Annotated in this window: 20 protein-coding genes; 13 read left to right on the top strand and 7 right to left on the bottom strand. The window is 65.9% G+C overall.

What is annotated here, in order from left to right:
* Window positions 1–51: 51 nt before the first annotated feature.
* The 5 genes from AB0L58_RS05420 to AB0L58_RS05400 form a co-directional block, all read right to left on the bottom strand.
* On the bottom strand, window positions 52–990 hold the full coding sequence (locus tag AB0L58_RS05420; RefSeq protein ID WP_364381444.1) for a M56 family metallopeptidase: 939 nt from the start codon (window positions 988–990) through the stop codon (window positions 52–54).
* 64 nt (window positions 991–1,054) lie between these two features.
* The gene (locus AB0L58_RS05415; RefSeq protein WP_330254691.1) at window positions 1,055–1,447 is read right to left on the bottom strand and encodes a BlaI/MecI/CopY family transcriptional regulator; all 393 of its coding nucleotides are present in this window, start codon (window positions 1,445–1,447) and stop codon (window positions 1,055–1,057) included.
* Between the two features lie 71 nt (window positions 1,448–1,518).
* Complete coding sequence (locus AB0L58_RS05410) at window positions 1,519–2,334, bottom strand: ABC transporter ATP-binding protein (RefSeq protein WP_364381440.1); 816 nt, start codon at window positions 2,332–2,334, stop codon at window positions 1,519–1,521.
* A complete protein-coding gene (locus tag AB0L58_RS05405) occupies window positions 2,331–3,422 on the bottom strand; it encodes an iron chelate uptake ABC transporter family permease subunit (RefSeq protein ID WP_364381790.1) in 1,092 nt (363 codons plus the stop codon). Before AB0L58_RS05405 ends, AB0L58_RS05410 begins: the two co-directional genes overlap by 4 nt.
* Before the next feature lie 169 nt (window positions 3,423–3,591).
* Entirely contained in the window at window positions 3,592–4,665 is a 1,074-nt protein-coding gene (locus tag AB0L58_RS05400) for an iron ABC transporter permease (RefSeq protein WP_364381437.1), read from the bottom strand.
* Between the two features lie 108 nt (window positions 4,666–4,773).
* Between AB0L58_RS05400 and AB0L58_RS05395 the strand changes: the two genes are divergently transcribed.
* From AB0L58_RS05395 to AB0L58_RS05350, 10 genes are all read left to right on the top strand, one after another.
* Entirely contained in the window at window positions 4,774–5,487 is a 714-nt protein-coding gene (locus AB0L58_RS05395) for a hypothetical protein (protein WP_364381434.1), read from the top strand.
* 378 nt (window positions 5,488–5,865) lie between these two features.
* Window positions 5,866–6,264 (top strand): PaaI family thioesterase, encoded by a 399-nt coding sequence (locus AB0L58_RS05390; protein WP_364381787.1) that lies wholly within the window; start codon window positions 5,866–5,868, stop codon window positions 6,262–6,264.
* Between the two features lie 66 nt (window positions 6,265–6,330).
* Complete coding sequence (locus AB0L58_RS05385; RefSeq protein ID WP_040689950.1) at window positions 6,331–6,633, top strand: urease subunit gamma; 303 nt, start codon at window positions 6,331–6,333, stop codon at window positions 6,631–6,633.
* A 7-nt stretch (window positions 6,634–6,640) separates the two neighbouring features.
* Window positions 6,641–6,958, top strand: coding sequence for an urease subunit beta (locus tag AB0L58_RS05380; RefSeq protein WP_364381431.1), 318 nt, complete (start codon window positions 6,641–6,643; stop codon window positions 6,956–6,958).
* The gene (locus AB0L58_RS05375) at window positions 6,955–8,676 is read left to right on the top strand and encodes an urease subunit alpha (RefSeq protein ID WP_364381428.1); all 1,722 of its coding nucleotides are present in this window, start codon (window positions 6,955–6,957) and stop codon (window positions 8,674–8,676) included. Before AB0L58_RS05380 ends, AB0L58_RS05375 begins: the two co-directional genes overlap by 4 nt.
* Window positions 8,677–8,923: 247 nt before the next feature.
* Window positions 8,924–9,604, top strand: coding sequence for an O-methyltransferase (locus AB0L58_RS05370; protein ID WP_364381425.1), 681 nt, complete (start codon window positions 8,924–8,926; stop codon window positions 9,602–9,604).
* Between the two features lie 199 nt (window positions 9,605–9,803).
* Window positions 9,804–10,346, top strand: coding sequence for a DUF3558 domain-containing protein (locus AB0L58_RS05365; protein WP_364381422.1), 543 nt, complete (start codon window positions 9,804–9,806; stop codon window positions 10,344–10,346).
* A 14-nt stretch (window positions 10,347–10,360) separates the two neighbouring features.
* Window positions 10,361–10,726: a hypothetical protein gene (locus tag AB0L58_RS05360; protein WP_364381419.1), complete on the top strand. Its 366-nt coding sequence runs from the start codon at window positions 10,361–10,363 to the stop codon at window positions 10,724–10,726.
* A gap of 20 nt (window positions 10,727–10,746) precedes the next feature.
* Complete coding sequence (locus AB0L58_RS05355; protein ID WP_364381416.1) at window positions 10,747–12,000, top strand: hypothetical protein; 1,254 nt, start codon at window positions 10,747–10,749, stop codon at window positions 11,998–12,000.
* Window positions 11,997–12,770 carry an ESX secretion-associated protein EspG gene (locus AB0L58_RS05350; protein WP_364381413.1) on the top strand — a complete coding sequence of 258 codons (774 nt, stop codon included), beginning with the start codon at window positions 11,997–11,999 and terminating at the stop codon, window positions 12,768–12,770. The genes AB0L58_RS05355 and AB0L58_RS05350 overlap by 4 nt, the downstream gene beginning before the upstream one ends.
* On the opposite strand, the gene AB0L58_RS05345 is transcribed toward AB0L58_RS05350, so the two are convergent.
* Complete coding sequence (locus AB0L58_RS05345; RefSeq protein WP_364381410.1) at window positions 12,761–13,741, bottom strand: zinc-binding dehydrogenase; 981 nt, start codon at window positions 13,739–13,741, stop codon at window positions 12,761–12,763. The two genes, AB0L58_RS05350 and AB0L58_RS05345, sit on opposite strands and share 10 nt — an antisense overlap.
* A 57-nt stretch (window positions 13,742–13,798) precedes the next feature.
* Window positions 13,799–14,476, bottom strand: a complete 678-nt coding sequence (locus AB0L58_RS05340; RefSeq protein WP_364381406.1) for a TetR/AcrR family transcriptional regulator — start codon at window positions 14,474–14,476, stop codon at window positions 13,799–13,801.
* Window positions 14,477–14,564: 88 nt separating this feature from the next.
* Here AB0L58_RS05340 and AB0L58_RS05335 point away from each other — a divergent pair, with 88 nt between their 5' ends.
* From AB0L58_RS05335 to AB0L58_RS05325, 3 genes are read left to right on the top strand one after another with little or no spacing between them, the layout of a single operon-like run.
* Window positions 14,565–16,025 (top strand): MFS transporter, encoded by a 1,461-nt coding sequence (locus AB0L58_RS05335; protein WP_364381403.1) that lies wholly within the window; start codon window positions 14,565–14,567, stop codon window positions 16,023–16,025.
* 50 nt (window positions 16,026–16,075) lie between these two features.
* On the top strand, window positions 16,076–16,495 hold the full coding sequence (locus AB0L58_RS05330) for a hypothetical protein (protein WP_364381400.1): 420 nt from the start codon (window positions 16,076–16,078) through the stop codon (window positions 16,493–16,495).
* A gap of 26 nt (window positions 16,496–16,521) precedes the next feature.
* The gene (locus AB0L58_RS05325; protein WP_364381398.1) at window positions 16,522–17,391 is read left to right on the top strand and encodes an SDR family NAD(P)-dependent oxidoreductase; all 870 of its coding nucleotides are present in this window, start codon (window positions 16,522–16,524) and stop codon (window positions 17,389–17,391) included.
* Window positions 17,392–17,394 lie beyond the last annotated feature (3 nt).

Genomic DNA, 17,394 nt, shown 5'->3' with positions numbered 1-17,394 from the left:
CCGATCATCGGGATGCGGTAGGACCGGGTGTATCGGGGAGAACCGGAGGAATCAGTTACGCAGCAGTCGATCCAGTTCGACCAGCCAGGGTACCGCCACTGCCATGGTCGGGACCACCAGGATGGCCGCTGACCCCAGATACGCCGCCGCGGCGACTCGAATATCGCCGATCCGTCCACCCAGGCGTTGGATGCGGATCAAGGTGGTCGGCCCGCCTGCGGCGAGCGCGCCCTGCGGAGCGGTCGATTTGGCGCAGGCGACCAGCGCGCGGGCCAGCGGCTTCGGGCCGGTCACCTTCACTGCCGAATCGTCGGCGAGCAGTTCGATCAGCAGTTTCACCGAGCCGAGCGCGGCTTTGCTGCGCACTACCCGGGGGAAGGCCTCGTGCACCGCGGTGAACGCCTCGAGCACCAGGTCGTGCCGGGCGCGCAGATGCGAGCGCTCATGGCTGACGATGGCGGTGACCTCGGCGTCCTGCAGGCTGGTCAGCGTGCCTTCGCTCAGCACGACCCGCTGGCGCAGGCCGGGCAGACAGTAGGCGATCGGTTCGGTCGAGGCGAGCACCCGGATGTCGGCCGCGCGGCGCTGCGGTCCGCTCTGGTCGAGCAGATCGACGAGCATGCGGTGACGCGCCCGGCGTCTGCGGGTGTGCACGCCGACCCGCACGATCGCGTACATCAGCCGCGCGCCGACCAGCAGGGTCAGCGCGAAGACGAAGACGTAGGCCAGCCACAGCGGCAGTCCGAGCGCATCGATTTCCCGGGCCGGGGAGGTGGTCGGGCGACCATCCGGTCCGGGAACGAGTAATTGAGCGGCGATGGCCAGGCCCGAGCCGAACGCGCTGAGCACGGCGGCGAGCGCGATGGCCTGCCACAACACCAGCGCGGCGCGCGGCGTCCGGTACGGCCAGGTCGCGCGGCTCAGCAGCGCTGGGGCAGGCCCCGCGAGAAGCAAAGCGAGACCGGCGAAGACCGGCGCGGTTGCGTTCATCGACTCAGCTCACTGCGTTGTGGGGCCAGGGCACTCACCTCATTGTGAGGCCAGGATCCCAAGACTACTGCTTCGGTGGCGCAGTATCTTCGGATGCCTCGAGCTTAGCGAGTGCTTCTCGCAACGCGTCCGTATCGTCCCTACCGACCTGTTCGACGAAGTGCACCAGCGCCGCCGCGCGGCTGCCCGCCGCATCGGCCTGCTGCAGTGCGTCGACCATCAAGCTGGCCACCAGTTCGTCGCGGGTGTGCACCGGCGCGTAACGGTGGGCGCGGTCGTCGCGGCGCTGAACCACCAGGTTCTTCTTCGCCAGCCGTTGCAGCACCGTCATCACCGTGGTGTACGCGAGCTCACGGCGGGCGGCCAAAGCCTCGTGTACCTGCCGTACGGTCTGCGGCTCGTCACTGGACCACAGTTGGTCCATGACCGCTTTCTCGAGTTCACCAAGTCCTGCCATTCCACAAGTTTACGGACTCAACGACGCAATTGCGTACTACACCCCGTCGTAACTGCTGGATAGCTGGTGTGTCATTTGTCATACCCGGGCAAAACATGCCGGGTTCCGATGGGCACGACCATCGGACGGCCGGAGACCGGATCCTCGAGTATCGAGGCGTCGAGATCGAAGACCTCGCGCAGCAGCGCGGCATCGATGATGTCGGCGGGCGCGCCCTGAGCGACAATGCGTCCGTCGCGCATGACGATGAGTCGGTCGCTGTAGCGAATGGCCAGGTTGAGATCGTGCAGCACCATCACGACGGTGCGGCCGAGGTCGTCGTGCAGCCGGTCGATCAGGTCCAGGACCTCGACCGAATGTGCGAGGTCGAGGTAGGTGGTCGGCTCGTCGAGCAGCAGGATGTCGGTGCCCTGGGCCAGTGCCATCGAAATCCAGGCGCGCTGGCGCTGACCGCCGGACAACTCGTCGAGTGAGCGATCGGCCAGGTCGGCGATGCCGGTCGCCGCGAGTGCGGACATGACCTCGGCCTCGTCGGTGGCCGACCACTGCCGGATCCAGGACTGATGTGGATGACGCCCGCGCGCGACGAGATCCGCGACCGTGAGTCCCTCGGGCGCGACCGGCGACTGCGGGAGCATACCGATGATCCGTGCCACATCTTTGGTCTTCATCGTCGAAATCGCCTTGCCGTCCAAGAGGATTCGGCCCTGACGCGGACGCAGCAGGCGGCCGAGCGAGCGCAGCATGGTCGACTTGCCGCAGCCGTTCGGGCCGATGACGGTGGTGACGATGCCGGGGGCGATATCGATATCGAGTCCGTCGACGATGACGCGGTCGCCGTAGCCGAGGGTGACTTCCCGTGCGGAGAGCCGCGTATCGCTGGTCATGACAGGGTCGCCTTCCGATTCATACGCACGAGCAGGTACAGCAGGAACGGTCCGCCGAAGGCGGCGGTCACGACACCGACCGGCAGATCGACCGGAAAGAGCGTGCGCGAGGCCACATCCGCGCCGACTACCAGGATGGCACCGATGAGCGCCGAGCCGATGAGCGGTTCGCCGGGAGTTCGCAGCAGCCGGCGCGCGATCTGCGGTGCGGCGAGCGCCACAAAGGTGACCGGACCGACGGCCGCGGTCGCGACGGACGCGGCGACGACGGCCGCGCCGATCAAAATCGTCTGCTGGGTCTGGATCCGCACGCCGAGTATCCGGGTGGTATCGGTGCCGAGACGCAGTGCGGCAAGGGTTCTCGCGGAACCCACCGCGACGACGACCACCACGGCCAATGCCGATGCGGCCGGGGCGAGTTCGGTCCGGTCCGCGCTGTTGAGTGAGCCATTGAGCCAGAGTTGGGCGCGGGCGGCGTCCTGCAGGCTGGCGCGGGTGAGCAGAAAGCTGATGCCGGACAACAACAACGCGTTCACACCGATCCCGATCAGCACCAGGCGCATCGGCGTGACGCCGCGGTCACCGGTCACGCTGCGGCCCCAGGCGAGCAGGTAGATCACGATCGCGGTGAGCAGACCACCGGTCAGCGCTGCCAGCGGAGCCCCGATGCTCGCGGCGATTCCCGTTGTCGCGCCGCCGGTTCCGACCAGCACCGCGACGGCGCCGAGGCTGGAGCCGGTGGTGATGCCGAGCATATCCGGTGCGGCCAGCGGGTTGTGCAGGATCGATTGGGTGATCGCGCCCGCGATGCCGAGTGCGGCGCCGACAACCGCGGCGGTGAGCGCGCGCGGCAATCGGGACTCCAGCACGATGAAGCGCTGGGATCGGGTGCCGCCGCCGCTGAGCACCTCCAATACCCGGCCGACCGGAATGTGGGTGTCACCGAATGCGATATCGAGGCAGAACAGTGTGAGTACCGTCGCGGCGAGCGCGAGAACCACGAGCGCCATGGCAGGGCGCAGCAAAATCGACACCGGGCCCAGGCGCAGGGCGGGGCGGATGCGGCGCAACGGTGCCGCCGACCGCATCCGGTCGCATCCGGTCGCGGTGTCGTTCGACTCCGCCTCGTCGGTGCCAAACTCTGCTGTGCGCGGATGCGCGCGGTGCTGGACGGTTCGTTCGCTCATGACCGCGCCTCGTCGGCGCTCGGCTGCGCCATCACCGAGGGTTGTTCGACTGTGTCGACGGTTCGTTCGCTCACAGGCTCACCAGCTTCTTGCGACGAACGAGCAGAATGAAGAACGGTGCGCCCAGGGCGGAGATCATCACGCCGACCTGTAACTCGCCCGGCCGCGCCACAATGCGCCCGACCACATCGGCGACCAGCAACAGTAAAGCGCCGAGCAGTCCGGAGTACGGGATCAGCCAGCGATAGTCGGGACCGGTGACGACCCTGGCGATATGCGGCACTATCAGCCCGATGAATGCGATCGGACCGACCGCCGCTGTCGCGGCACCGCACAGCAAGACGATTGCGGCCAGCCCGAGCGCCCGGCTGCGTCCGATATGCACCCCGAGCCCGCGCGCGACCTCGTCGCCGAGGCTCAGCAGATTCAGGCCCGGCGCAGCCGCCACGGCCAGTACCACGCCGATCGCCAAGAACGGCAATACCTGCCAGAACACCTCGGCATCGCGCCCGTTCACGGTGCCGACCACCCAGAATCGGTAGGTGTCCAGCGCGGCATTGTCCATGAGCACAATGGCATTCGTCAGCGCCTGCAGGAATGCGGTCACCGCGGCGCCGGCCAATACCAAGCTGAGCGGACTCGCCTTGCCGCCGCCGATCGCGGACGCACCGAACACCGCCAGCCCCGCGATCAGCGCTCCCGCGAAGGCGAACCAGATGTACTGCTCAGGTGCGGTCAGCGCGAACAAATAGATGCTCAGTGCCGCAAGAACGGCCGCGCCCGCATTCAAGCCGAGCAGGCCCGCGTCGGCGAGTGGGTTGCGGGTATAGCCCTGGATCAGCGCACCCGCGATTCCCAGCGCGAGCCCGGTGACCAGCGCAAGTGCGGTGCGCGGCAAGCGAAGTCCGCGCACGATCTCTTCTGCGGTCGAGCCAGCGGGACAGGCGAACGGCCCGCCCTGGCAGATGAGCGCATGGTGCACGGCGTCGTAGACGGTGCCGGGGGACAGGGATCGGGTGCCGATGGTAATGCTGGCCACGGTGGCGAGCAGGAGCAGCGCGGTCAGGGCAACGAGTCCGAGCCGACGACGGCGCGTCGTATTCGCTCGTCGCGCGCCCGGCGCGATGGTGCTTGATGCCGTCACGGCGACGAACTACTCCTGACTCGAAATCTGGTGTCCGGTTGCTAGGTCTGGTAAGCCTAACCTATCTTTCCGATCCGACCCATCACGGAGCCGACCCGAGGAGGTTCGATGTCCGAGCCAGTCACGACGTACATGCCTCGCCAGCCCCAGGTGGCATTCGGTAGCGCCTGTGCCAGATTGCGCTCCTTGCAACCCGAACATCCGCGGGTATATGCGGTGGCCGCCATGTCCGAACAGGGCAAACGGCGCTGGTGGCGGCTCGCCGACGGATTGCGCGAGGGGCGGATCGAGCTGATGTACCGGCGGCACGCCGCGGAGATGATCAGTGCCGACACCGCCGCCGAGGTGGTGGCGACCGCGTTGATCCACGCGGTGATCGGCCGGGTGGTCGCGCTGCTGGTGGCCGAGGGGCGGGTCTGGGATCCGGGCCTCGAGAATCTGTGGATCCATACTGACAACGACGGTGGCATCGACTGGGCGGGCCTGGCGGACACCACGATTCGCGTCCTCGATGGTGATCGGCTGGTGGGCTCGGCCGGGGTGGTGACATTGCCGTGCGAGCAGGCCGTGTATGTCTGGCTCGCGCATCGCTGCGAGCCGTCGTTGCGGTTGATCCAGCGAACATTGGCGGGTTGCGCGGAGCTGGGTGAACGCCGATTCTGGTCGCTGGTCGGCGAATCCATTGTCGGCGCGGCCACTTACGTGCCAGACCTGGCGCGGACGGATTCGGTGGTCGGTGCGCGCCGGGGTGAGGGGTTGCTGTCGGCGCTGGAAGAGCGTGGTTTGCCGGTGCGACGGGTGGTGGGTTGCCTGGTTCGGTAATGCCGCATCGGAACAGCGGTTGTCGGTGCTCGCGTGGAATGGGTTCCGGCGGAAAGTGTTTGGTCGTCCGAACGGCCTCGATCGAATGCGGCACGTCGGGACTGAGCGGCATGGCCAGGATTTGCCGACTTAGGTACGCCTAACCTATAATGAATTCGGCGTTCGGATCGGCCGAGTGTTCCGGAGGGCTGCCGTGAACCCACGATCCACTGCCGCGGCGGGCTCCACGTGCGTGTGGGGCCCGCCGCTCTGCCTCGGCGAGCGAACGCCGGGACCTGGCCGTCGTGCGAGGGCTCGAATGTCCTGTGTCAAGGTGAATGCATGACACAGCAGCAAGTTGCCCAGATCAAGTCGCTGGCCGAGGTGACGCCCGAGCTGATGACCGAGCTCAGCAAGAACACCTTCACCGATCTGATCGGTCTCGAATTCACCGAGGTCACACCTGATCGGGTGCGCGGCCAGCTGACCGCGGGTCCGCAGCTGCTGCAGCTGGCGGGCATTGTCAACGGTGGCGTGTATTGCACGATCGTCGAAACACTGGCCAGCGTCGGCGCCGGGGTCTGGTACAACGCCCAGGGCAATAACGGCACCGTGGTCGGGGTGAACAACAACACCGACTTCCTGCGTTCGGTCCGCGAGGGCAAGGTCGTCGGTGAGGCGACGCCGCTGCACCGCGGCCGGTTGCAGCAGCTGTGGCAGGTAGTGCTGACCGATGACGAGGGTCGCACGGTGGCGCGCGGCCAGGTGCGACTGCAGAACCTGCCCGCCCGGGATTGATCGGCACCCCCGGAACGGGCGTGCCAGAATTACCGTCACCCCGATCCACGAGCGCGAGGAGCCCGGATGCGACTGTCGCCGCATGAGCAGGAACGGCTGCTGCTGAGCTACGCGGCCGAACTGGCCCGGCGCAGGCAGGCGCGTGGGCTCAAACTGAATCATCCGGAGGCGGTCGCGTTGATCACCGATCACGTGCTCGAGGGTGCGCGCGACGGGCGCACCGTCGCAGAGCTGATGTCCTCGGGGCGAACGGTCCTCACCCGTGCCGATGTGATGGAGGGGGTGCCGGAGATGATCCACGACGTGCAGGTCGAGGCCACCTTCCCGGATGGCACCAAGCTGGTCACCGTCCACCATCCGATCGGGTAGTGCGGCCATGATTCCTGGTGAATATCTCTGCGCCGAGGGCACTATCGAGTTGAACACGGGCGCGGACCGCATCGAGCTCGTTGTCCTGAATACCGGAGACCGGCCGGTCCAGGTCGGCAGCCATGTGCATTTCCCGCAGGCCAATGCCGCGCTGCGGTTCGATCGGGAGGCCGCCCACGGACGGCGGCTCGATATTCCCGCCGGTACCGCGGTGCGCTTCGAACCCGGTCTCGGCCAACGGGTTTCGCTGGTTTCGCTCGGCGGCACGCGCGAGGTGCACGGCATCAGCCTGAATCCTCCCGGACACTTGGATGGTGCGTCATGACCGAGCTGAGCCGCGCGCGCTACGCCGAACTGTTCGGCCCGACGACCGGCGACCGAATTCGCCTGGCGGATACTGATCTGCTGATCGAGATCACCGAGGACCGCAGCGGCGGACCGGGACTCGCGGGCGATGAGGCCGTCTTCGGCGGCGGTAAGGTGCTGCGCGAATCCATGGGCCAGGCCCGCGCGACCCGTGCCGATGGCACCCCCGACACCGTTATCACCGGCGTGGTCATCATCGATCACTGGGGAATCATCAAGGCCGATGTCGGAATTCGCGACGGCCGCATCTGCGCGATCGGCAAGGCGGGCAATCCGGACACGATGAACGGGGTACACCCGGATCTGGTGGTCGGCCCGAATACCGAGATCATCGCGGGCAACGGCCGCATCCTCACCGCGGGTGCCATCGACTGTCATGTGCACTTCATCTGTCCACAGCTGATGGACGAGGCGCTCGGCGGCGGCATCACCACCTTGATCGGCGGCGGCACCGGTCCGGCCGAGGGCAGCAAAGCGACGACCGTGACGCCCGGATCCTGGCATCTGGCCCGGATGTTGGAGGCCACCGACGCCTGGCCGATGAATATTGTGTTGCTCGGCAAGGGCAATACCGTCAGCGCCGAAGCCATGTGGGAGCAATTGCGCGGTGGCGCGGCGGGTTTCAAGCTGCACGAGGACTGGGGTTCCACTCCCGCCGCAATCGATGCGTGCCTCACCGTCGCCGATGCGGCGGGCGTGCAGGTGGCGCTGCACTCGGACACCCTGAACGAAGCCGGATTCGTCGAGGACACGCTCGGCGCCATCGCGGGCCGCGGCATCCACGCCTATCACACCGAGGGTGCGGGCGGCGGGCACGCACCCGACATCATCACCGTCGCCGCACATCTCAATGTGCTGCCGAGTTCGACCAACCCGACCCGTCCGCATACGGTCAATACCCTGGACGAGCATCTGGACATGCTCATGGTGTGCCACCACCTCAGTGCGTCCATTCCGGAGGATCTCGCCTTCGCGGAGAGTCGAATTCGCCCCTCCACCATCGCCGCCGAGGATCTGCTGCACGATTTCGGTGCGATCTCCATGATCGGCAGCGACTCCCAGGCCATGGGCCGCATCGGCGAGGTCGTCATGCGCACCTGGCAGACCGCGCACGTCATGAAGCGCCGCCGCGGCGCGCTGGCCGGTGACGGCGCCGCCGATAACGCTCGCGTGCGGCGCTATGTCGCGAAATACACCATCTGCCCGGCCGTTGCCCACGGACTCGACCACGAAATCGGTTCGGTGGAGGTCGGTAAGCTGGCAGACCTCGTGCTGTGGGATCCCGCGTTCTTCGGCGTCCGCCCGCATGCCGTCCTCAAGGGCGGCGCGATCGCCTGGGCCGCGATGGGCGATGCCAACGCCTCGATCCCCACCCCACAGCCGGTGCTACCGCGCCCGATGTTCGGTGCCGCACCGCTGGCGGCCGCCGCCACTTCGTTGCACTTCGTCTCCGAGCAGGCCATCGAGGACCGCCTCGGCGACCGCTTGGGCCTGCGCCGAAAACTGGTCCCGGTGGCGAACGTTCGCCGCGTCACCAAGACGGATATGCCGAACAATGACGCCATGCCACGGATCGAAGTCGATCCGGATACCTTCACCGTGCGCATCGACGGCGAGGTCTGGACCGAGCAGCCCGCCACCGAATTGCCCATGGCCCAGCGCTACTTCCTGTTCTGACTACCGCGAACGGAAGGGCTGGTTGCCGGGTAGCGGCTCGACATCGTAAGGCCGGTCCCGGCGTTGGGGGCGGAGCATTCGTCACCCCGGAACACGGCACCGCCGCCGGTGCCACCATGCGAAGGGGATCGAGTTGCTGAGCGGTGACCCAGGTCAGGCGGCGGACGAACTCGCCAAAAGCGGTGCTATCCGATCGCCGGCGCCCTGTTCGACCGGTATCGGCGCATGCGGTGGCAGACTTCATGGCATGACGACGTTCGAGTGGGCCGACGTGGACAGCTACATTGTGGACTCTCTGGTGGGTGGCGAGGATTCGACCGCGACGGCATTGGCCGCCAATGCGGCGGCCGGACTGCCAGCGATCGACGTATCGCCGGCGCAGGGAAAGTTCCTGCATCTGCTAGCGCGGTCGATCGGCGCCCGACGGGTGCTCGAGATCGGCACGCTCGGCGGCTACAGCACGATCTGGCTGGCGCGGGCGGTGGGGAAGAACGGCCAGGTCATCACCCTGGAATTCGAGTCGCGGCACGCGCGGGTGGCGCGGGAGAATCTGGATCGGGCCGAGGTCGGGGATCGGGTCGAGATCCGAGTGGGCGCGGCGCTGGACAGTCTGCCCGTGCTGGCGGAGGAGGATCCGGAGCCGTTCGATCTGGTATTCATCGATGCGGACAAGGTCAACAATTCGAACTATGTGCTCTGGGCGCTGCGCCTGACCCGTCCCGGTTCGGTGATCATCGTCGACAATGTCGTGCGCAATGGCGCTGTCGCCGACGAGCATTCGGATGATCCGGCCGTCCAGGCCAGCCGCGAGCTGGTCGAGTTGCTCGCCGCCGAACCCAGCCTCGATGCCACCGTGCTGCAGACCGTGGGCAGCAAGGGCTGGGATGGTTTCGCGTACGCCGTGGTCAATGGTGAGTTCACCGACTGAGCACCGTTGATGCCGCGGGCGTCCTGATGCACGGATACACGGTGGGCGAACGAGGCTGTGGCGGTTGATCCTTCGGTGTTCGGAGTTGGGTGGCATCCGTGTGAATGGGTGCTGCCTAGCGTGATTGGATGGAACCGACCAGCGGCGGGGTGCGTCATAGACTTCGAGCGACGTGCAATGGTTGGAACGGGAGGCCTTGGTGGGACGACGGGCGACGATGACCGTGGTGGCGGTGGGGGCATTGCTGGTGGCGACCGGCTGCGGAGCGACGAAGGGGGGGACGGCTACGTCGAGCACCGGAGCTGGCGGAACCTCGGCCGCGGCTGCGGCGCTGTGGGATCCGTGCACGCAGGTTTCGGATCAGGTGCTGCAGAAGATCGGCGTCTCTCCGTCGACGAAGCGGTCCGGTGTGGCGGGTGTCGAGGAGCCGGGCTGGAAGGTTTGTTCGTGGAACAACGAGGATTTCACAGTCGGTGTCTTCTCCACGATCAATTCGGTCGAGGATTTCAAGAGGAAATCGGACAACATCGACTTCAAGGACACCTCGGTTGCTGGTCGTAAGGGCGTCGAGCATCGCATGGCGTCCGATAAATTCGACGAGGTCTGCAGTCTGGTGTTCCCGGCCGATCAAGGCGCTGTACAGATCTTGATTCGCAACCGCACATCTTCGACGAATGTCGTCGCGCCGTGCGCTCGGGCCGAGAGTGCGGCCAACGATCTGGTGCCGGTTTTCCCACGTTGAAATAGGGGGTAGTAATGTCGATGGAGCAAGAGAAGTCGCGGTGGCAATTCCTTTCGGGTGAGGCGGATGCTGGCCGACTCTACCTGGATCCGTCCGTGGCAAAGGGGTGTCGGGATGCGTGTAATCGCCAGATCGGCCTGTACGAGACGATGCGGGATGATCTGACGTTCATGAAGAATGTTACTGGTTTCGGACGTTTCGAGTGCTCGGACGAGCTTGCGAAGATGTTCAGTGCCAAGGCGCTCGGTGGCGACGGAGACGTCGACACGGCCCTGAAAGAACATATCGACGTCTTGAAACTCATCCGCGACACCATCCAAAAGTCCGTCGACAAACTCGAGGCCCACGACGAGGCCTACGCAAAGCTCTTCGAAAACTGAACAGAAACGGGGGATAAGCCGTGGCGTTTCCACTATTTCCGGAAATCGGCATCGCGCTGTACGAGTGGAGCAAATCCGGCCCACCGAATTCGTCCTCGAGAGACGAGAGCGCGGATGCGACGCAGGCACGTAATCGGATCAAGGAAATCGAGAGTGCCGGGCTCGGGCTGCAGTCGCAATCTTCGAAGGTGCCCGAGTCCGCATATGTGAATCCGGACCAGCTGGATAATCTGTACGGTCGGGTTTCGGCGATGTCGGTCAGCGATGTCAAAGGACTCGAGCAGCGGTGGAATGCCCTGAAGAACGCGCTGGACGACGGTCTGAAGAATTTCAAGCCGGAGATCCTGAAGGCGATGGACGGCAAGTGGAATGGCGCGGCGGCCAAGTCGGCCTCGGATGGCATCACGGAGTATGTCGACAAGTCCGCCGGTCTGGTCGGGTCCGTGCAGCTGGTCGCCGAGAAAGTGAAGCTGGTCCGGTCGGGGATCGAGCTCACCACGGCCAATGTGCAGCAAGCGCCCGATCACACGATCACCAGCAACATTGCCAGCTGGATTCCGGGGCCGACCTGGAATATCAATAGCCATCGGGACGAGCAATACCAGTCGGCTGCCGAGAACACCGTGAAGAATGTCTTCTACCCGGCCGTGCGCGAGGCCGATACCGGCGTCCCCCTGGTGCCCAAGCCGTACAACCCGGTCCAGAAAACGGACGAGCCGTCGGGTCCGGTGAAAAAAGATGACGATGGGTCCGGGAAGAGCCCGAACGGCAAGCAGGTGAAGACCTCGGAGTCGGAGACACCGAAGACGGAGGATCCGGGTTCCAGCCAAGACGGCGCCGACCCAACCACGACCGATACGTCGGGCACCACCCCGAGTACGACCGACACCACCTCGACCACACCGACGACCACCGACACACCAACTGTTCCGACCTCGACGACCCCCACGGGAACCACTCCGAGTCTCAGCACGGGCACTCCCGGCACCGGCACGGGCACCCCGTCGACGAGCACGCCATCCCCGGGCAGAACTCTCAACCTCCCGCCGGTCGTCACCACCTCCGGCACCACGGGCACATCCACGTCCAGCGGCAGCACGGCCCGCTCGGGCATGTCGGGTATGGGTATGCCAGGTTCCCGCGGCGGCGGTAAGGATGACGAGAAAGAGTCGAAGTCGAAGGATTACCTGGTGAATCAGCAGAACGGTGCGGAGCTCACCGGTCTGGACGAGGCGCATCGGGTAAAGACGGTGCCGCCGGTGATCGGCGAATGATCGTGCGGGACTGGACTTTTACTCCGCTCGGCTTCAAGGTGCTGTGGCGGGCCATGGAACGCGATGTGCTGCCGTATCCGCTGCAGTACCGGTCCACCGAACGAACGCTGGCCGAATACGACCAGGCGTGGAAGGACGAGGCGGGTGCCCTGCACCGCCGACTCGACGACTGGCTGCGCTCCGCGCTCGGTATTCTCGCCCAGCCCGAAGCGCGCATTCAGGTCGCCGGGTTCCTGGGCAAGTCCAAACTCCGGGTGCATGTCGCGGTTCAGCATCAGCACGCGGTGTGGCTGCGGCAAGAGCCCACCGATGATCCGGATCGCGGTGGGACAGTCCACATGTCGATGCTGGATGCCGACTACGTTTCGCGTCGGGTGGCGGATCTGCTGCCGTCCGCCCGGCGCGGCAGCGGCCCCGGTCTGGAGGTTGCGCGCCACGACCTCGAGGACGGCGCGGATGACGACCGCCCGTATTACGTGGGCTCGCGCTCGCCGCGTCAAGAGGCCGCCCAGTTCTTCGAACGGCCGCGACCCAACGTCGTGCATGTCGCGGTGTACGCGGGCGCGGCCTGGGACAACCGGCCCGCGCCCTCGCGTGGTTTCCATGTGATGGACTATCCGGACGGCCGTTACCTGGTGCGCAGTGGCGGCACCATCAGCGCCGTTCCCGCGGATGCAATGGTGATCACCGACAACCTCGACCGCGCCGTCCGTGCCACGGTCGCGGGCTTTCGCGAGGAGAACGATCCGGGCTACCGCTCCTACGCCTGAAGTACCACCTTGCCGACGGTGCCGCGCGTCTCCAGCGCGCGGTGCGCGTCGGCGGCCTCGGCAAGGGGGAAACGCTGAACCGCGGGCCGCAGTCGACCGGCGGTGGCCTCGGCCATGGCCTTATCCTCCAGCGGACGCAGATCGCCGCCGACGCGCTGGAGCATGCGCGGTCCGACGACCAGCTCGGAAGTGATACCGCGCGCGGCCAACTCCGCCGCCGAAAGCGATAGCGGAGCACTGTCGGCCGCGCCATAGATCAGATGCTGCCCGCCCTCCCCGAGCAGATCGACTGCGGCACGGCTTATTTCGCCGCCGACACCGTCGAACAGCACCGTGACCCTGCGGTCACCGAGCTGGGCGCGCACCTGTTCGGGCCAGTCGGGGCGTAGGTAGTCGATCGCGATATCCGCGCCGTTGCGTTGCACCAGTTCGGCTTTCGCGGATCCGCCGGCCAGCCCGATCACCGTCGCCCCGACATTCTTCGCATGTTGAACCAGCAGAGTTCCGATGCCGCCCGCGGCGGCGGTCACCACCACAACACTGTCGGGGCCGAGTTCGGTGAACAACAGAATACCCATGGTGGTTCGTCCGGTACCGACGATCGCGACCGCCTGGGCCGGATCGAGATCGGTCGGAATCTCGTGCAGCCGAGCGGTTTCCGCCACGGCCAACTCGGCATAGCCACCGGGGACCGGACCGAGATGCGCGACGACCCGCTTGCCGAGCCACGACGACTCGACATCCGACCCGATTCGATCCACGGTCCCGGCGACTTCGCGACCCGGGATGGTCGGCAGCGTGGGCAGTGGATAGGGGCCGGGTACACCGCGACGCAGCGCCGTATCGATGAAGTGCACGCCCGCCGCCGCGACTCGGATGAGTACCTGATCCGGTCCGGGCACCGGATCGGGAACTGTTTCGTAGCGCAGGTTCTCGGCTGGTCCGAAGGTATGCAGGCGGATGGCGTGCACGGTGGCTCCTATTCGTCGGCGAACCAGCCAACCCTGCAACCTGAAGTGCCGTTCAGGTCAAGCGGTGCTGGACTTCGAGCACCGTGCCTCGAATCCGTCGCAGAGTGCCGACAGACCGAGATGCAGCAGATCTTCCGAGGTCAGATCGCTGACACCGCTGCCGTTCAGATCGGCGAGTGCGGGCGGAATGGGCAGTTGTGAAGTTCCTTCCAGCAGTGCCCGTAGTCCGTTCGAGCCCTCCGGATTCATGCCCTTGCGCGCGACCAGCGCACCGCTGACATGCGGCAGCGTGGCTCCGGAGATGTAGTTCCACACCGCGAAGGCCATGATGGACGCCTCGCGGGTCGACACATTCAGCTCGCGTAGCCCCTCGACCAGCCATGCGAAACAGGCCAGACCCTGCGGGCCGAAGCTGTAGCGGGGCATCGCGAAGGTCAGCAGCACCCACGGATGCTGCTGGTAGAGCTCCCAATCGATCTCGGCGGCAATGCGGACCCGGTCGCGCCAGTTCCAGTTCTTACCTTCCGGCGACGGATACGGGTTGCGCGCCGAGATTTCGTCGGTCATCAGTGCGAGCAGTTCGTCCTTGTTCGCGACGTGCCGGTAGAGCGACATGGCGCCGACCCCCATCCGGTCGGCGATATGTCGCATCGACAATCCGTCCAGCCCGTCCTCGTCGGCAAGGGCGATCGCGGTGTCGACGATGGCCGCTCGGGTGAGCTTCGGCTCGGTCATCCCATGACTCGCTTCCAGTTTTGGGCGGGCATGCGTACACTGTACCCGACTGATGCGTACGGCGTACGCGACACGGAGAGGTATCGACATGATTCAGGTGGAGGTCGCGCAGAAAGCGCCGACCGGTTCGCGGCGTGCTCGGCTCGGTCTCGCGGTGCTGCTGCTGCCGGTACTGCTGGTGTCGATGGACATCTCGGTGTTGTTCCTGGCCATGCCGACGCTCACCCTCGACCTCGATCCGTCGGCCGCGCAGCAGCTGTGGATTCTCGATATCTACGGCTTCCTCATCGCGGGCCTGTTGATCACCATGGGCAATCTCGGCGACCGGATCGGGCGGCGCAATATCCTGCTCGCCGGTGCGTCCGTGTTCGGTATCGCTTCGATCATGGCGGCCTTCGCGCCGAGCGCCGCGGTATTGATCATTGCGCGGGCTCTGATGGGTATGGGCGGCGCGACGCTGCTGCCGTCGAGTCTGGCGCTGATCTCCAGCCTGTTCCCGAATGCCCGCGAACGCGCCGCCGCGATCGGTGTGTGGACCGCATTCTTCGCGGGCGGATCCGCGGTCGGTCCGATTCTCGGCGGCCTGCTGTTACACCACTTCTGGTGGGGTTCGGTATTCCTCATCAATATTCCGGTGCTGCTGATCCTGCTCGCCTTCGGTCCGTTCGTACTGCCGGAGCATCGCGCCGGTGTGGTCGGACCGCTGGATATTCCGAGTGTGCTGCTGTCGATCGGTGGCATTCTGCCCGTGGTGTACGCGGTGAAACAGATCGCTGCCGAGGGGTTCGATGTCGAACCGCTCGTGATCGGACTCATCGGTGTGGCGCTGCTCGCGGTCTTCGTGCGGCGGCAGCGGCGGCTGGCCGAACCGCTGCTGGACCTGCGACTGTTCGGGCGGGCGCAGTTCTCGGTCGCCATCGGCTCCAGCCTGGTCGGGATGATGACGCTGGCGGCAATGAGCTACCTGACCAGCGTCTACCTCCAATCGGTGACCGGACGTGACCCGCTGGCGGCCGCATTGCTCGGGATTCCGATGGCGATCGCCGTATTCGTGTGCTCGATGGGCGGTGCACGGGTCGGGCATCGGCTCGGGGTGCGAGCCACCTTCGTACTGGCGCTGCTGGCTTCGGCCATCGGCAATGTCATGCTCATCGGTGTCGGTGTGGACGGCGGAATCGCCTGGTACCTGGCGGGATCCACGATCGCGGGCATCGGTTACGGGTTGGCGTTCACGCTGGTGTCGGATGTCGCGGTGTCCTCGGTGCCGTCGGAGCGGGCCGGATCCGCGGTCGGAATCTCCGAGACCAGTTTCGAATTGGGCAATGCACTCGGTCTCGCACTGCTGGGTTCGGTTGCGGCACTGGTCTTCCGGTCGGGTGGCGACTACGCGTCCACGCTCGGCGAGACCATCCGGCATGCGGGCGACAATTCCGCGCTCATCGATTCCGCGCGCGAATCCTTTGTCTCCGGAATGCATGTGGCGACCTCGGTCGGTGCGGTGCTGTTGGTGGTGATGGCGGCGGTCGCCGCATTCGCACCCCGGCGCTGACCGGCGCGTCTGCCCGGGTTCGGATGCGATTCGCGATATAATCAGATGTCATGATTTCGCATGACATCACCTCGATCGAGGGTTTCATCCGCAGTTACGACGAGATCGTCACGGCTTCGGATTTCGCCGCGCTGTCAAGTCTTTTCGAGCCGATGATACTCGTGACCACGCCGACATCGAGTCGCTGTGTGAGCCGGGACGAGTTCGTGGCCGCGGCGCAAGCGCGGGCCGCCCAGTTCGCTGCGGGATCTGTGCCGCGCACCCGGCTGGTCGAGCAGACCACCTTCGAACTGGGTGGTCATTGCTGGCTGACCTCGGCCCGGTGGGCGCTGTCGCTCGGCGCACGGTCCCTCGATGTATACAGCGACTTCCTGGTGCGCCGCGCCGAAGACGGGTTGCGGATCGCGGCATATCTGTCCCGACAGGATCTGCCGGAACTGCTGCGGACCTCGACAAATGATCGCGAATAGGGGAGGTCGGCGCATACAGTCGAAAGGTGAGCGACACTCCCGCTTCGAGCAAGGGCCGCCCGCTCGCCGAGCGCGTGGCGTCCCGGCTGCTGTACCCGACCGCACGACCGCGCGCGAAATCCCTGCGTCGGGCGGTCGAAGGCCGGATCGTGCTGGTGACCGGCACATCGCACGGCATCGGCAAGGCGAGCGCGCGCAAACTGGCCGCGGCCGGTGGGATCGTGCTGCTGGTGGCGCGCTCCGTCGATGCGCTGGAGCAGGTGGCTGCCGAGATCACCGCCGAGGGTGGCACCGCGCACGCGTATCCGACGGATATAACCGATATGGGTGCCGTCGAAAAACTCGGACGCGACCTACTGGCGGAGCACGGTCATATCGATGTAGTGATCAATAACGCGGGCAAGTCGATTCGCCGCTCGATCGACGAATCCTACGATCGCTTTCACGATTTCACGCGCACCATCGATGTGAACTATCTCGGGCCGGTCCGGCTGCTGCTCACCGTGCTGCCGAGTATGCGCGAACGCAAACAGGGCCATATCGTCAATATCTCCACCTGGGGTGTGCTCATGCCGCCCGCCCCGCGGTGGGCGGCCTACGGTGCTTCCAAATCGGCCTTCGATGTCTGGTTGCGCAGCACTGCGGCCGAAATCGCCGCCGACAAGGTGACAACGACCTCCATCTATATGCCGCTCGTGCACACCAGGATGAGCGCGCCGACCGATTTCAGCCGCATTCCCGGGCTGACTGTCGACGAAGCCTCCGATCTGGTCTGTCACGCCGTGGTCGCCAAGCCACGCGAGATCGCGCCGTGGTGGTCGCCGAGTGTTCGGGCCTGGACCGATCTGAAGCGTGGGCAGGCGCAGCGTTTCATGGAACGGACATTCCGTCGGTAATCC

Origin of the sequence: Nocardia sp. NPDC052112 (assembly GCF_040680135.1) — a bacterium.
Classification (GTDB): Bacteria; Actinomycetota; Actinomycetes; order Mycobacteriales; family Mycobacteriaceae; genus Nocardia.
Note: the sequence above shows the minus strand (reverse complement) of the source record. Positions and strands in the feature narration are given on the sequence as shown.

Excerpts from the sequence above, each read along its gene's own strand:
- AB0L58_RS05420 (WP_364381444.1), bottom strand. The coding sequence starts at position 990 with ATGAACGCAACCGCGCCGGTCTTCGCCGGTCTCGCTTTGCTTCTCGCG.
- AB0L58_RS05390 (WP_364381787.1), top strand. The coding sequence starts at position 5,866 with ATGACCGAGCTCAGCAAGAACACCTTCACCGATCTGATCGGTCTCGAA.
- AB0L58_RS05335 (WP_364381403.1), top strand. The coding sequence starts at position 14,565 with ATGATTCAGGTGGAGGTCGCGCAGAAAGCGCCGACCGGTTCGCGGCGT.
- AB0L58_RS05360 (WP_364381419.1), top strand. The coding sequence starts at position 10,361 with ATGTCGATGGAGCAAGAGAAGTCGCGGTGGCAATTCCTTTCGGGTGAG.
- AB0L58_RS05330 (WP_364381400.1), top strand. The coding sequence starts at position 16,076 with ATGATTTCGCATGACATCACCTCGATCGAGGGTTTCATCCGCAGTTAC.
- AB0L58_RS05350 (WP_364381413.1), top strand. The coding sequence starts at position 11,997 with ATGATCGTGCGGGACTGGACTTTTACTCCGCTCGGCTTCAAGGTGCTG.
- AB0L58_RS05415 (WP_330254691.1), bottom strand. The coding sequence starts at position 1,447 with ATGGCAGGACTTGGTGAACTCGAGAAAGCGGTCATGGACCAACTGTGG.
- AB0L58_RS05375 (WP_364381428.1), top strand. The coding sequence starts at position 6,955 with ATGACCGAGCTGAGCCGCGCGCGCTACGCCGAACTGTTCGGCCCGACG.
- AB0L58_RS05380 (WP_364381431.1), top strand. The coding sequence starts at position 6,641 with ATGATTCCTGGTGAATATCTCTGCGCCGAGGGCACTATCGAGTTGAAC.
- AB0L58_RS05340 (WP_364381406.1), bottom strand. The coding sequence starts at position 14,476 with ATGACCGAGCCGAAGCTCACCCGAGCGGCCATCGTCGACACCGCGATC.
- AB0L58_RS05395 (WP_364381434.1), top strand. The coding sequence starts at position 4,774 with ATGTCCGAGCCAGTCACGACGTACATGCCTCGCCAGCCCCAGGTGGCA.
- AB0L58_RS05385 (WP_040689950.1), top strand. The coding sequence starts at position 6,331 with ATGCGACTGTCGCCGCATGAGCAGGAACGGCTGCTGCTGAGCTACGCG.
- AB0L58_RS05370 (WP_364381425.1), top strand. The coding sequence starts at position 8,924 with ATGACGACGTTCGAGTGGGCCGACGTGGACAGCTACATTGTGGACTCT.
- AB0L58_RS05410 (WP_364381440.1), bottom strand. The coding sequence starts at position 2,334 with ATGACCAGCGATACGCGGCTCTCCGCACGGGAAGTCACCCTCGGCTAC.
- AB0L58_RS05405 (WP_364381790.1), bottom strand. The coding sequence starts at position 3,422 with ATGCGGTCGGCGGCACCGTTGCGCCGCATCCGCCCCGCCCTGCGCCTG.